Raw genomic sequence first — 13,625 nt, forward strand, 5'->3', positions numbered from 1 at the left:
GCGGGGCGGAAGGAGACCGCGACATGGACACCGACGACAAAAGCCTGCGCATCCTCACCCGGAGCGACATCGAAGCCGTCGACATCACCCTCGCCGAGGTGCTCGACGTCGTCGCGCAGGCCATCAGACCCCTCGCGGACGGCACCTCCGCCAACCCCGCCAAGCTGTCCGTCAGTCCGCCCGACGGCAGCTCCGTGTCGTACGCGATGCTCGGCCGCGACGGAACCCGGCAGGTCGTCGCCGTCCGCGCCTCCTACCGGCACGACCCGCACCGCGACCGCGCCCGGCTGCGGCACTACACCACCCTCACGCTGTACGACGACGCCGCCGGCCTGCCCCTGGCGCTCATGGACTGCGGCCGGATCGGCGCACTGCGCACCCCGGCCGTCTCCGCCCTCATGGCCCGCACCTGCGCGGCGCCGCACGCGCGCACCGCGCTGCTCATCGGCACCGGCACCACGGCGCGCATGGCCCTGCCCCTGCTGCTGACCGCGCTGCCGGGCCTGGACAGGCTGCTGCTGTACGGCACCCACCCCGACGGGATCGCCGCCGTGTGCGCCGGGTTCGCCGCGCACTTCCCCGGCCGTACGGTGGAGATCGCCCGGGACCTCCGCGCCGCGGCGGAGGGCGCCGACATCGTGATCGGCACCGCGGGGCCCACCACCCCGGCGGCCGTCGAAGCCGGCTGGCTCGCCCCCGGCGCCCTCGCCGTCCTGGTCGGCTACGGGCTGGCCCCCTCCACCCTGCACCGCGCCGACCGCGTCGTCGCCACCAGCGCCGCGCAGATGGCGCACACCGGCGCCGACCTGGCCGACGCCGGCGGCACGCTCCGGGGCGCCGACGCCGAGCTGGCCGACATCCTCGCCGGCCGCGCCCCGGGACGTATCCGGCCGGGGGAGCGGATCTTCGCGTACAACAGCGGGCTCGTCGTCACCGACATCGCCCTCGGCCACCGCTTCGCCCGGCTCGCCCTCGAACAGGGCCTCGGCACGGAGGTACCGCTGTGGAAGTGACGCCCGAAGCGCCCCCCGCCGACTGGCCGGCGGTCCCCGCCCTCCCCGACCCGGCCACCCGCCGGGTCGTCACCAGCGGTCTGGCGGCCGAACTCGCCTACGCCTTCGGCGGCCCGTTCCACTTCCTGCTCCCCGACGCCTTCACCGCCAACCTCGCGGCGATGCAGCGCGCCTTCGCCGACGCCGGCGTGGAGGGGTTCGTCTACTACGCGAAGAAGGCCAACAAGGCGGCGGTCTTCGTCGAGCGCGCCGCCGCCGGCGGGGCCGGCGTCGACGTCGCGTCCGCCGCCGAACTGCGCGAAGCCCTCGGCCACGGCGTACGCGGCGCCGATCTCATGGTGACCGGCCCGGCCAAGGACCCCGCCCTGCTCCGCCTCGCCGTCCAGCACGGCACCACCGTCGCCGTGGACGCGCTCGACGAACTCGACCACGTGGTCTGCCTGGCGTCGACCGGCCGGGTACGCCCCGCGCGCGTGCTGCTGCGCGCCCTGCCCGCGACCCAGCCGCACTCCCGGTTCGGGATGGACGACGGCGAGCTGACCACGGCCCTTGAGCGGTGCCGCGAAGCGGGCGACGCCGTACGGATGGAGGGCTTCAGCTTCCACCTGTCCGGCTACGCGCTCCAGCCCCGCGCCGACCTTGCCGCCCGCCTCGCCGGCCTGTGCCGCACCGCCCGGCTCCAGGGCCTGCCGGCCGACCGGATCTCCCTCGGCGGCGGCCTGCCCGTCAGTTACACCGGCGCCGCCGCCTGGCGCGCCTTCCTCGGCGCCCAGCGGCCCGCCCACTACCACGCCGGCAGGACGTTCCGTACCGGCGACTTCTACCCGTACCACGCGCCCGTGGCCGGGGCGGACGCCCTCGCCGCGCTGCTGGCGATCCGCCCGGAGGGCTCAGGACGTACGCTCGCGGACCTGATCGGCGCCGCCGGGATCCGGCTCGCCGTCGAACCCGGCCGGGCCCTGCTCGACCGGGCCGGCGCCACCGTCTTCCGCGTCCAGGGCGTCAAGGAGCGCGACGGCTACCGGATCGTGACCGTCGACGGCACCAGCCTCAGCCTCTCCGAGCAGTGGTTCGGCAGCGAGTACCTCCCCGACCCGCAGCTCGTCCCCCGGCAACCCGCGCCCGCCGCGGGGGTGTTCCCGGCCTGCGTGGGCGCCGCCACCTGCCTGGAGTCGGACATGCTCACCTGGCGCAAGATCGCCTTCCCGCACCCGCCGCGCCCCGGCGACCTCCTGCTCTACCCCAACACCGCCGGATACCAGATGGACTCCAACGAGTCCCGCTTCCACGACCTGCCGCTGCCCCCCAAAGCCGTCATCGACCGCACCGACCAGCCCCGGCCGCGCTGGCGCCTCGACCGCCACTTCACCTGACCGCCCGCCCGCCCGGCCGCCACCCGCAGTTCCGCCGCCCACCACAGGAGCCCCCGGATGTCCGGACCCCTCCAGCGCCCCGCGGTCGTCTCCCGCCTCTCCGACCTGATCGGCGGCACCCCCCTGCTGGAACTCGCGACCACCGGGACCGGCAGCCGCCTGCTGCTGAAGCTGGAGATGTTCAACCCCACCGGCACCGCGAAGATCCGGATGGCCCGCGCGATGATCGACGCCGCCGAAGCCGCCGGCGAACTGCGGGCAGGCGGCAGAATCGTCGAGTCCACCTCGGGCAACACCGGCCTGGGCCTGTCCGTGATCGCCGCCGAGCGCGGCTACACCTTCACCGCCGTCGTCGACCACCACGCCGCCGCCGACAAACTGCGCGCCATGAAGGCCCTGGGCGCCGAACTCGTCTACGTCGACGACGCCACCGCGGAATCCGGGGAACTCGCCACCGCCGCCCGCGAGGAACTCGCCGAGGACCTGGCCCGCGGCCGGGACAACACCGTCTTCACCGAGCAGCACCACAACCCCGCCAACGGACTCGGGTACCTGCCCGTCGCGTACGAACTCGCCGAAGCCCTCGACGGCGGCATCGACATCCTCATCGGCGCCGTCGGCACCGGCGGCGCGCTGTGCGGCACCGGCCGCGCACTGGCCGGGCTCGTCCCCGGCCTCGCCGTCATCGGCGTGGAACCCGAGGGCTCGATCGCCTTCGGCGGCCCCGCCCACGACTACTACCAGTCCGGCACCGGCACCCCCGAAGGCGCCGAGATCGGTGCCCTGGTCGACTTCGGGCTCCTCGACGAAGGCGCCAAGGTCGGCGACGTCGAAGCCTTCGCCACCTGCCGCGCCGTGGCCCGCACCGGGCTGCTCCTCGGCGGATCCGCAGGTGGCGTCGTCTACGAGGCCCTGACCCGACTGCCCGCCGTCCCGCCGGGCACGGTTATGGTCGCCTTGGTCAACGACGGAGGGGAGAAGTACATGGACACCGTCTTCAACGACGACTGGATGGCCGCGCGCGATCTCCTCAGCCCGGCGACCGAAAGCGACGTGGCGGAACTCCTCGCCAAGCTCCGCGGGCCCCGGTAGCCATGCCGTCCACCCTCCTGCGCGACGGCCGCGCGCTCGGCGCCCTGGCCGTCCCGCTCATCCTCACCCAGCTCGCACAGGTCGCCCTGACGACCACCGACACGGTGATGATGGGCCTGCTGGGCACCACGGAACTGGCGGCCGGCGGCCTCGCCATCGTGATCTTCAACCAGATACGCACCATGGGCGTCGGCCTGGGCACCGCCGTCGGCAACCAGATCGCGGCCGCCGCCGCCCGCGCGGAGAAGGCGGGCGGCGACACCGCGGCCGAGAAGGACAGCCGCGCCGAGGTCCGCGCCCTCGTCCGCGCCAGCCTCGCCGTCGCCACGCTCGCCGGCATCGCCGGCGCCGTCCTGATGGTCCTCATCGGCCACACCCTGTCCTGGCTCGGCCAGGACGCAGCCGTCGTCGGCCTCACGCAGACGATGCTCTACGCCCTTGCCCCCGGCCTGCTGCCCTGCCTGTGGTTCCAGGCCGTACGCCAGTTCACAGTCGGCATGCGCCGCCCCCAGGCCCTCCTGCAGATCACCCTCGCCTCCGTCGCGGTGAACGCGGCGCTCAACTGGGTCCTCATCCACGGCACGTTCGGCCTGCCCGACCTCGGCCTCAAGGGCGTCGGCATCGCCACCTCCGCGGTGTACCTGCTGTCCTTCGCCGCCCTCTACCTGGCCGCGAAGCGGGACGACGAACTGGCGCCGCTCCTCACGCTCGCCGTACACCGTGCCGACGCCGCCACGGTCCGACGGCTCCTCCGCCTCGGCGTCCCCATCGCCGCCACCTACGGCTCGGAAGCCGGATTCTTCTCCGTCACCGCGCTGATGGCCGGCTCCTTCGGCCCCGCCGCCCTCGCCGCCCACGCGGCCGTCAACCAACTCGTCTACATCGTCCTGCAAGTCGCCATCGGCCTGTCCCACGCCGCGTCCATCAACGTCAGCCGCGAACTCGCCCTCGGCAACCACGACGGCGCACGCCGCATCAAGAACACCGCCCTGGCCTGCGCCGCCGCGGCGATGACCGCCGTCGGCGTCCTCTACCTCACCCTGCCGGGCCTGGTCCTGGCCCCCTTCCTCGACACCGGCGCCGACGACGCCGTGACCATCGCCACCCACCTGCTGATCGTCACCGCGTTCCTGCAGTTCTTCGACTGCACGCAGAACATCGGCATCGGGCTCCTGCGCGGGCTCGACGACACCAAGAGCGGCTTCCGCATCACCCTGATCGGCTACTGGGCCTGCGGCCTGCCGGCGGCATGGCTCTTCGCGTACCCCCTGGGCCTCGAAACGCTCGGCATCTGGCTCGGCCTCCTCACCGGCCTCGCCACCACGGCCCTCCTCCTCCTGCGCCGCTACCACCTGGCCCTGGCGGCACTCCAGCCCGCCCCGGCAGCACAGAACGGCACGCCGGAGAAGGCGCCCGGAGACCCTCTGGACGACGCAGAACCCGCAAGCCCCTGACGGGCAGGGTGCTGATCGGCACCTGGCGTCACTGCCTGTTCAGGCCAGCCGCCCGAAGGCGGCGTCGACGGCTCCGGGCAGCCGGCCCGGGTCGTTCCCCGACGCGGTCCGGCCGGCGTAGAAACACGCGAGCCCGATCTCGGCGGCAAGCGCGGCGGTCCCGGGCCCGGCCCCCTTCTCCCGCAGCACCCCGGTCAGCCCTTCCACGTACCGGCGCTGCTTGGTCAGGCTGCGGGCACGCAGTTCGGCGTGCTTGGCGACGAGTTGCTCATGGCGGCTGTACGCCTCGGGAACCTCGGTCAGCCGCTCCATGAAGGCCACGACGATCGTGCGCACGTACGCCAGCGCCGCGGGCAGGGAATCGCCGATCGGGCCGTCGACGGGAGCCTGCGCGACCTCCGCGATCACCATGTCGATCTGCTGGTCGCTCCCGAAGACGACCTCCTGCTTGTCACCGAAGTGCCGGAAGAACGTGGCCCGTCCGACCTCTGCACGCCGGGCGATGTCGGCGACGGTGACGTGGTCGAACCCGCGCTCGGCGAACAGCTCGTGGGCCGCCTTGATGATCGCCTCACGAGCACGCTGCTGCTTCCGCGCGCGCAGCGAGCCGCCGGGGAGGTCCTGCTGTTCCATGCGGTCACCTTAGTGATCCCGCGCGCGATGCCCTACGATTCCGCGTATCAAACGATACGCAGTCTCAACACAGGAGCGACCCCCGTGCGAGCACGAATCAATGGGCGGCTGGCGACGGCGACGGCAGCACTGATCGCAGTCGCCGCCATCGCCATCGCCGTCACCGGCACCGCGAACGCGGGACCGGAAACCGGAACGAAGGGCCAGACACGCGAGTTCGTCCGGGCCTTGGAGCACAAGGACCTCGAAACCATCACCGAGCTGACCCACCGGGAGGCCACACTGACGCTGCCCTTGTCGTTCACGGGAAACAGAGAGGACGCCGCCCGCTTCACGGGGAAGGACCAGGTCCTGGGCTACGTCCAGGGCGTGTTCAAGACCATGGGCAAGATCGACTTCACCGGCGTACGGGTCAGCACGACCCCCGACGGCAACACCTCGTTCGTCCAGGCCGCCGGCAACTTCACGACGGCAGACGGCCGCCCGTACGAGAACGACTACATCTTCCGCTACGACTGGAAGAACGGCCGCCTGGTCCACATCGAGGAATACGGAAACCCCATAACGTTCTGCAACGTCATAGGCAGCCCAGCCTGCTGAAGCCCGTCAGCTCGAACGGTCGGCAGAGCCGCACGTTGGAGCTGTAACGGCCTGCCTGCCTGCATGGGTCCGGCGCGGTGGGTACCTTCGGCTCATGAATCTCCCCGCGGCTGAGGCTCGTGAACGCTTCGTCGGCTCCCCCGTCGCGCGGCTGGCTACAGCCGACCGGGCAGGTGTGCCGCACGTGGTGCCCATCACCTTCGCCGTGGACGGGGATGTGATCGTCTTCGCCGTCGATCACAAGCCGAAGCGCGCCACCGCGCTGCGCCGCCTGCGCAATATCGCCGAGAACCCTGCCGTGTCGGTCATCGCTGACCGCTATGCCGACGACTGGGCATCCTTGTGGTGGGCCCGCGCTGACGGACGGGCTGAAATCCGGGAAGACGATGACAGCCGCCTGCCGGCCGTCGAGCTGCTGCAGCAGAAGTACCGTCAGTACGAGGAAGCACCCCCGCAGGGTGCGGTGGTCGCCATCCACGTCGTGACCTGGACCGGGTGGGCGTTCACCGACTGAGCGGCCAGTTGACGGCCACGGCGCCGTGAGACCCGGAACAGGGCCGGACCGCCGCCGGGTCGTCTACTCCCGGGCCTCCCGGCCCCCACCCGAGGCACCGCAACCGGCGGCGTTCCGGCCAATTGGCGACCAACTACCCGCAGACGACCGCTTTCCCGTCACCTGGGGCCGGCCTGCCTGAAGACGTCAAAAGTCAGAGGAGAACAGGGGCAGGTCATGAAGGTCATCAGACAGGGCGGCGCCGAACGGATCACCCTCGGTAAGAAAGCCGTGCAGGAACTCCGAGAGAGTGGTGCCCGAGTCGGTGAATTCGGGGTCCCGACCCTTGTTGAGCATGACGGTCCAGTCATCGGGGTCGCCGGTGGCGGCGAGCCAGTAGCCGGTGTCGCCGTTGTCGGTTATCAGGCAGGGATACAGCAGGCCGGGAAGCGCGGCATCGTCCAGGTGCTCGTGTCCGTGCTCCCATACGGTGATGTCGGCCACCGCGTGCACCGTGGCGATCAACTCGGCCTCCCTGCCGAGCAGGCTGCCGCCCAGAGCGCCGAGTGGGTGCTGCAACCACAGGAAGTCACGGAAACGACCCGGCGGCAGGTGGTCGCACAGCCGCTTGTAGTCGCTGGGCAAGTGGTGGCCCAGTTCGGCTTCGACCGCATTCCAGTCGATGTTCCAGAACGAAGGTCGTGGCAAGTCAGGGGTCAGGAGTGTGAGTACCTCGTCGATCATGACGGCCGACGGTACAGGGCTGCAAGAACCCAGATATGACGGACGGTGAGGTATCTCGCAAGACGGGTTCTGGCCGAGCCCACTGCCGCACCGAGGCCCGCCCGGGAGGTCTGGCCGAGGTGGAACCGGTGCGGCGCAAGGTGTCCTGGCAGGAGGTTCGTTCACCTTCGCGACACCGTCGGGCAACCGGCGCATCCGCCGAGCGAAGCGACGCGCGGGTTTCCTGAGCGCGCACGATCGCGCCACCTCATCCTGGAAGGGACCGGTGTGTCACACGACCACTCCCACAGACGCCCGCACCACAAGCATGACCACAACCACAACCACGACGTCGACGAAGCAACCCGAGCCGCGGCGGACGCCTCCGTCTCCGACTCCGACCTCACTCCCCGAGAGTTCTCGCGGCGGCGCATGCTGAAGGCCGCCGGTGTCACCGGCGCCCTGACCGCCGGCATGTCCGGCATGCTCGGCGTCACCCCGGCCACCGTCCTCGACCAGGCGCAGCACGGCGCGGCGTTCGGGCTGGACTGGATGGTCGTCACCGACCACGGCGGCGCGACCCACGCCCGCCTGGTGCAGCGGGGCACGGCCGGCATCCTGGTGCCGTTCGAGGTGCGCCACCAGATCGCGTGCTGCTCGGACCACTGAGGCGCCGGCCCGGCTCCTGGATCCGGCCGGAAGGCGGGCCGTGCACCCCCTTCCGCCCGGTCTCGCGATACCCATACGACCTCAGGCGGTCAACACCAACGCGAGCCACACCGCCCCCAATTGCACCCGGCTCTCAATTGGTCCAGACAACAAAGAATCCCCAGATCGCTGACCTGGGGATTCGCTATGGAGCGGGCGACGGGAATCGAACCCGCGCTCTGAGCTTGGGAAGCTCATGTTCTACCATTAAACTACGCCCGCGTAGAGCGCCCGCTGAGGCGCTTCGCTGTCACTCTACCGTATGTGCGCCCCCCGGCGAGGTCGTCGGGGGGCTGCTGGTGTGGTGCGGTGGATGTGCCGGGGTGGGGCGGGAGTTGGGGTTACCTTGAGGTGGGGGGCTGTGTGTGGGGTGGGGTTTTGGTCCCGTAGTGTGGCTTTTGTTGCTTTACGGGGAAGGAGCCTGATGGAGACCACCGTCGTCCGATGTGCCGAAGGGCACGTCTTCAGCACCGCCTCGCTCCCGATGCAGAACGTCGGCGCCGCCCGGCGGATCGGGTCCGGTGGGCTCGTGCGGTGTCCACGGTGTGCGCGGCTGCGGAGCGTCGTGCCGGTGGGGAAGGGCGAGGCGCGGTAGCGCGCCGGGCAGCCGGTAGGGTCGGGGCGTGCTGCTCTCTGACAAGGACATCCGGACCGAAGTCGACGCCGGGCGGGTCCGGATCGAGCCCTTCGACGACGCGATGATCCAGCCGTCCAGCGTGGACGTACGCCTCGACCGCTACTTCCGGGTGTTCGAGAACCACCGCTATCCCCACATCGACCCCGCCGTCGAACAGGGCGATCTCACGCGGCTCGTGGAGCCCGAGGGCGACGAGTGCTTCATCCTGCACCCCGGGGAGTTCGTGCTGGCCTCGACGTACGAGGTCATCTCGCTGCCCGACGACATCGCCTCCCGGCTCGAAGGCAAGTCCAGCCTCGGCCGGCTCGGGCTGCTCACGCACTCCACCGCCGGCTTCATCGACCCCGGGTTCAGCGGGCACGTGACGCTGGAGCTCTCCAACGTCGCCACCCTGCCCATCAAGCTGTGGCCGGGCATGAAGATCGGGCAGCTCTGCATGTTCCGGCTCAGCTCACCCGCCGAGCACCCCTACGGATCCGCCAAGTACGGCTCCCGGTATCAGGGGCAGCGCGGGCCCACGCCTTCCCGGTCGTACCAGAACTTCCACCGCACCGTGATCTGACCGGCCGCGTAAGGGCTCAGAGCGTGCCCAGTTTGAACAGCGCCAGCAGCGCCACCAACTGGATCGAGCACGCCCCCAGCGCCCGCGGCCACGGCAGGTCGTGCGACTTGCTCACCATCGACGTGAGCAGCACCCCCGCCGCCAGCCACGTCAGCCAGCCCACGCCCTGCGCGAACGCGTGCTCGCCGCCGATGAACATCGCGACCAGCAACCGCGGCGCGTCCGTGATCGCCACGATCAGCATCGCCAGGCCCACCGTCGGCGCCAGCGCGCCCGCGCCGCCCAGGTTGCGGGCGAGGGTGTGTGTGACCGTGCCCATCACCAGGCCGCTGAGCGTGACCGCGATGCCCGTGACGACGATCCACGGGATGCTCGCCGAGATCGTGGAGTTGAGCACCTCGTCGCGCGCCTGCTCCAGGCCGAAGACCGCGAGCAGGCCGTAGAGGAAGCTCACCGTCAGCGCGGGGCCCCACATGCTGTGGTCGCGCATCTGCCAGAACGTGCGGCTCGGGTGGAAGACGATCCCGCTGAGCAGGTCCTTCCAGTGCAGCCGCGGGCCTACGGGCGGGGCCGCCCCTTCGCCGGCGCGGTAGACCTGGCCGTCGTCGTGGTACGGACCGTAGCCGTCCGGCACCCCGCCGACACCGTACGGCTGGGTGTTGCCCGGGCGGTCGGCGGCGTACGGGTCGTGGCCGCCGCCGTAGTACTCGGGGCCCGGGCCGTGGCTGCCCGGGGGCTGCCGCCACTGGGCGCCGTACGGCTGTCCGTGCCCCTGCCCGTGCGGCGGCGGGGGACCGCCGTACTGCGGGCCGCCGTAAGGCGGGGGGCCGCCCTGCGGCGGGCCCTGCGGGCGCCCCTGCTGCCGACTGCCGTGGGGCTCGCGGCCCCGGCCCATTCTGAATCCTGCCACGCGATCGAACGTACCTGGTCTTGCCCGCCGAGGTCACCGGGGCCCGGGAATACGGGGGATGTTTATGGCCAGGACGGTACTTCCCGTAGGGGATCCGCCCTACTGGGTCCCGGGGCGGGCGGGATGGCTGGGGTGGGGGGTGCGGGGGGTATGGGGGCGCAGGGCACGGGTGGTGCCGCGCGGGCGTACCCGGGCATGAGCCAGGGCCCGGCCGGGGGAGGTCCGGGCCCTGGCCGTCTCTGCGGCAGCGGCGTGAGCGGTGGCGCTCGCGGTACGTCGCCGTCCCTGCGGCGCCGCGTCCTCAGCCCGCGAACTCCGCCCCGTACCCCGGGCTGCCCGTCGTCGGCATCCCCACCGACGACGGGTAGATCGCCACCGCCCCGTCCGGCGCGACCCCGCCCGAGTGGGAGCGCAGGGCGTAGACGGCGCCGTTGCCGGCGTTCTTGCCGGCCGGGCCGACCGTCAGGTCGTCGTAGCCGTCGCCGTTGAGGTCCGAGAGCAGGACGGAGATGCCGAAGCGGTCGCGGGTCTCGTTGGTGCCGGGGACGCCCGGGGCGTTCTGGTGGACCAGCGTCGCGCTCGCGTTCCCGAAGCCGGTGCCGTCCGCCGACCCGTAGAGCACAGTGACGGTGCCGGTGTTCTCCGCGGCGCCCAGGGTCTCGTTCGCCGCGGCGACGGCCAGGTCCGTCTGCCCGTCGCCGTCCACGTCGCCGAGGGCCAACTGGCCGCCGAAGGAGTCCCCCTTCTCCGGCGTGCCCGGGACGCCCGGCGTGGCCTGGCTCAGGTCCGTGGTGCCGGCGGGGCCGTCCGCGGAGCCGAGGGTGACCGAGACCTTGCCGCCCAGCATCGCGCCCGGCGTGCCCTCGTCGTCGCGCGTCAGCCCGGTGACGATGTCGGCCCTGCCGTCGCCGTTCACGTCCCCGATGACGGTGGTGTCGCCTCCGGGGAGCTGCCGCTGGCCCGCGCCGGTCAGGCCGTCGGGGGAGCCCGGCACGTAGGCACCGCGGTGCTCCCAGTCCACGTAGCCGTTGACGACGAGATCGTCGTCCCCGTCGCCGTCGACGTCGCCCGCGGCGAGGTCGAACCGGCCCCAGAGCTTCCCGTTGTCCAGCGGCACCGCGACCGTGTCCCACGCGCCGTAGTCCCCCTTCGTACGGCCGAAGCCGCCGGTGAAGACGTCCATGGACGCGCTCGTGGAAGCCACGGCCAGGTCCGCCGCGCCGTCGCCGTCGAAGTCCCCGGCCACGAGGCCGCGGCCGAAGAGGTCGTGCTCGTACGGGCGCGGGTCGGGCAGCGTCGTGCCGCCGGCCAGGCCGTTCGCCCCGCCCCACAGGATCTGGATCGTGCCGCCGTCGACGTCGCCGCCGACCTTCTCGCCCGGGGCGGCGACGGCGAGGTCGGTGTACCCGTCGCCGTCGAAGTCCGCGGCGGCGGTCCAGCCGCCCCAGCCGTCGCCCTCCTCGGCGGTGCCGGGGACGCCGGCGCTGTGCTGGCTGAGCCGCTTGGCGCGGTCGGCGGAGATGCCGGCGGCGGTGCCGTCGTTCTCCGCCCCGTAATGGGCGACGATCTGGCTGGCGCCCCTTACTCCGGCGACGTACGCGTCGGGTGCGGAGACCGCGACGTCGCGCACGCCGTCCCCGTTGAAGTCGACCAGCGGGTCGCGGAGTTCGGCGGCCGAGGCGCCGGGGCCGGCGACGGCGGCCAGGCCGCCGGTGAGCGCGGCGGCGGCGGTGGCGGTGGCCAGTGCGGTACGGAGTCTGTGATGCATGCGGCAGCTCCCGGGCGCGGTCGATGACGGCGATCAGAAGACCCCGTACCGCGGCCAAAGGTTGTAGGAATACGGCTAGTTGGTTCGTACAGTGACAGAAGGTGTCATTCCGCCTACGGAAACGGCGGTGAGGGGGGCTACTCGGCGATCGTCTCCGGGAACCGCGCGTTCGCCCCGTTCGCGCCCACCGACGCACCGCTGAAGTTCCACGACCCGTCCGCGATCAGCCCGCTGCTACGGGCCTGCAGCACCCACGCGAAACCCTGCCCCGCGTTCTCGCCGGGCGCGCCCGCGATCAGGCCGGACCGGCCGTCGCGGTTGGGGTCGTGCAGCCGGACGTCGGAGCCGAAGAGGTCACCGGCCTCCGCGGCGCCCGGGATCCCCGGGGTGTCCTGGTTGAAGTGCTGCACCCCGGTCGTGGTCAGCCCGCCGGCGGAGCCGCGCAGCAGCCAGACGGCGCCGGCCCCGGCGTTGGTGCCGATCGCCTCGCCCTCGGCGCCGGCCGCGAGGTCGGGGAAGCCGTCGCCGTTGACGTCGCCGAGCGAGACGTCGCTGCCGAAGCGGTCCTCCACCTCGTACGCCCCGGGGACGCCCCCGCTGCCCTGCTGCCACACCTCGGGCTGCCCGGCACCCGGCCCGCCGTCGGCCCCGTACCAGACCTCGACGGCGCCGCCCGACAGCTCGAACTGGCCGTGCTCCAGCACCGAGGGGTCGCCTATCGCGAGGTCGTCGGCGCCGTCCTTGTCGATGTCGCCCGCGACGCCGACGGGCCCGCCGGCGAACTCCGAGCGCGTGTAACCCTCGGGGCCCCCGCCCTTGAGGTACAGGGAGTGGCCCTGCTGGTACTCCAGGTACCACTTCGTGCCGGTGACCACGAGGTCGTCGGCGCCGTCGCCCTCGAAGTCGCCCCCGACCAGGCCGGTGGGGGTGAAGTCCTGCGGGAAGTCGCCGAAGGGGTGGCCCGCCTCCGCGCGTGAAGGGGTACGTGCCGGGCCCCAGCCCCCGTACAGCTCCAGGTGGTCCTTCGACAGGATCGCCAGCGCGGGGGAACCGTCGTGGAACCAGTCGCCCGCGGCGAGGCCCGTCCCGTAGGCGTTGCCCTCGATCGCCGAGGCGGGGCGCAGGTCCTGCGCGCCGCTGCCGGACAGCCCGCCGGAGGAGCCGTAGAGGATGATCGTGCGCCCCGTGTCGGCGACGCCGCCGAGGTCTTCGCCGGTGACGCCGACGGCGAGGTCGGCGTACCCGTCGCGGTCGAAGTCGGCGGAGGCGAGGGTGGCGCCGAAGGCGTCGCCCGCCTCGGAGGTGCCGGGGACGCCGGCCGTGGACTGGCTGACGACCGCGCGCCTGGCGGTGTCCAGCCCGCCGGCCGAGCCGTAGAGCACGGCGACGTACCCGGCGCGCGCGGCGCCGTCCACGGTGCCGGAGGGGGCGGCCACCACCAGGTCGGGGTAGCCGTCGCCGTTGAAGTCGTCGTGGAACTTCGCGGGCGCCGCGACCGCGCCTTCCGTGGGCGCGGCCGCGGCCGGTGCGGCGCCGCCCGCGAGGGCGGCGCCGGCGACGACGGCCAGAGAGGCCGCTAAGGCGGTGGCGGTCGTGGGCGTACGGCGGCTGCGTGGCATGTCGGGCTCCTGAACGTCGATGTGGATCGGTGCGGTCACT

At 72.3% G+C, this 13,625-nt stretch carries 13 protein-coding genes and 1 tRNA gene; 8 read left to right on the plus strand and 6 right to left on the minus strand.

What is annotated here, in order from left to right; translation table 11 throughout:
• The first annotated feature begins 23 nt into the window (after positions 1-23).
• From ACFYVJ_RS15440 to ACFYVJ_RS15455, 4 genes are read left to right on the plus strand one after another with little or no spacing between them, the layout of a single operon-like run.
• A complete protein-coding gene (locus tag ACFYVJ_RS15440) occupies positions 24-1,013 on the plus strand; it encodes an ornithine cyclodeaminase family protein (protein ID WP_388891147.1) in 990 nt (329 codons plus the stop codon).
• Positions 1,004-2,386 carry a Y4yA family PLP-dependent enzyme gene (locus ACFYVJ_RS15445; RefSeq protein ID WP_388891149.1) on the plus strand — a complete coding sequence of 461 codons (1,383 nt, stop codon included), beginning with the start codon at positions 1,004-1,006 and terminating at the stop codon, positions 2,384-2,386. Before ACFYVJ_RS15440 ends, ACFYVJ_RS15445 begins: the two co-directional genes overlap by 10 nt.
• A gap of 57 nt (positions 2,387-2,443) precedes the next feature.
• Positions 2,444-3,478 (plus strand): cysteine synthase family protein, encoded by a 1,035-nt coding sequence (locus ACFYVJ_RS15450; RefSeq protein ID WP_388891151.1) that lies wholly within the window; start codon positions 2,444-2,446, stop codon positions 3,476-3,478.
• A 2-nt stretch (positions 3,479-3,480) separates the two neighbouring features.
• A complete protein-coding gene (locus ACFYVJ_RS15455) occupies positions 3,481-4,932 on the plus strand; it encodes an MATE family efflux transporter (RefSeq protein ID WP_388891154.1) in 1,452 nt (483 codons plus the stop codon).
• A 39-nt stretch (positions 4,933-4,971) separates the two neighbouring features.
• On the opposite strand, the gene ACFYVJ_RS15460 is transcribed toward ACFYVJ_RS15455, so the two are convergent.
• Entirely contained in the window at positions 4,972-5,565 is a 594-nt protein-coding gene (locus tag ACFYVJ_RS15460) for a TetR/AcrR family transcriptional regulator (RefSeq protein WP_388891157.1), read from the minus strand.
• Between the two features lie 84 nt (positions 5,566-5,649).
• Here ACFYVJ_RS15460 and ACFYVJ_RS15465 point away from each other — a divergent pair, with 84 nt between their 5' ends.
• Together ACFYVJ_RS15465 and ACFYVJ_RS15470 are read left to right on the plus strand one after the other, a co-directional pair.
• Positions 5,650-6,165 carry a nuclear transport factor 2 family protein gene (locus ACFYVJ_RS15465; protein ID WP_388891159.1) on the plus strand — a complete coding sequence of 172 codons (516 nt, stop codon included), beginning with the start codon at positions 5,650-5,652 and terminating at the stop codon, positions 6,163-6,165.
• A 94-nt stretch (positions 6,166-6,259) separates the two neighbouring features.
• Positions 6,260-6,679 (plus strand): TIGR03668 family PPOX class F420-dependent oxidoreductase, encoded by a 420-nt coding sequence (locus ACFYVJ_RS15470; protein ID WP_388891162.1) that lies wholly within the window; start codon positions 6,260-6,262, stop codon positions 6,677-6,679.
• Between the two features lie 186 nt (positions 6,680-6,865).
• Here the strand turns inward: ACFYVJ_RS15470 and ACFYVJ_RS15475 are convergent, their stop codons facing one another.
• Entirely contained in the window at positions 6,866-7,402 is a 537-nt protein-coding gene (locus tag ACFYVJ_RS15475) for a hypothetical protein (protein WP_388891165.1), read from the minus strand.
• 267 nt (positions 7,403-7,669) lie between these two features.
• On the opposite strand from ACFYVJ_RS15475, the gene ACFYVJ_RS15480 reads away from it, so the two are divergent.
• Positions 7,670-8,050, plus strand: a complete 381-nt coding sequence (locus ACFYVJ_RS15480; protein ID WP_388891168.1) for a hypothetical protein — start codon at positions 7,670-7,672, stop codon at positions 8,048-8,050.
• A 187-nt stretch (positions 8,051-8,237) separates the two neighbouring features.
• Here ACFYVJ_RS15480 and ACFYVJ_RS15485 read toward each other — a convergent pair.
• A tRNA-Gly gene (locus ACFYVJ_RS15485) sits at positions 8,238-8,311 on the minus strand.
• Between the two features lie 401 nt (positions 8,312-8,712).
• Here ACFYVJ_RS15485 and dcd point away from each other — a divergent pair.
• The gene (gene dcd, locus ACFYVJ_RS15490) at positions 8,713-9,288 is read left to right on the plus strand and encodes a dCTP deaminase (RefSeq protein WP_388891171.1); all 576 of its coding nucleotides are present in this window, start codon (positions 8,713-8,715) and stop codon (positions 9,286-9,288) included.
• Between the two features lie 16 nt (positions 9,289-9,304).
• On the opposite strand, the gene ACFYVJ_RS15495 is transcribed toward dcd, so the two are convergent.
• The 3 genes from ACFYVJ_RS15495 to ACFYVJ_RS15505 form a co-directional block, all read right to left on the minus strand.
• On the minus strand, positions 9,305-10,183 hold the full coding sequence (locus tag ACFYVJ_RS15495) for a Yip1 family protein (protein ID WP_388891369.1): 879 nt from the start codon (positions 10,181-10,183) through the stop codon (positions 9,305-9,307).
• Positions 10,184-10,499: 316 nt separating this feature from the next.
• Complete coding sequence (locus ACFYVJ_RS15500) at positions 10,500-11,966, minus strand: FG-GAP and VCBS repeat-containing protein (protein WP_388891174.1); 1,467 nt, start codon at positions 11,964-11,966, stop codon at positions 10,500-10,502.
• A 137-nt stretch (positions 11,967-12,103) separates the two neighbouring features.
• Positions 12,104-13,585, minus strand: coding sequence for an FG-GAP and VCBS repeat-containing protein (locus ACFYVJ_RS15505; protein ID WP_388891177.1), 1,482 nt, complete (start codon positions 13,583-13,585; stop codon positions 12,104-12,106).
• Between the last annotated feature and the right edge of the window lie 40 nt (positions 13,586-13,625).

It is taken from the genome of Streptomyces sp. NPDC004134 (assembly GCF_042874195.1).
Classification (GTDB): domain Bacteria; phylum Actinomycetota; class Actinomycetes; order Streptomycetales; family Streptomycetaceae; genus Streptomyces.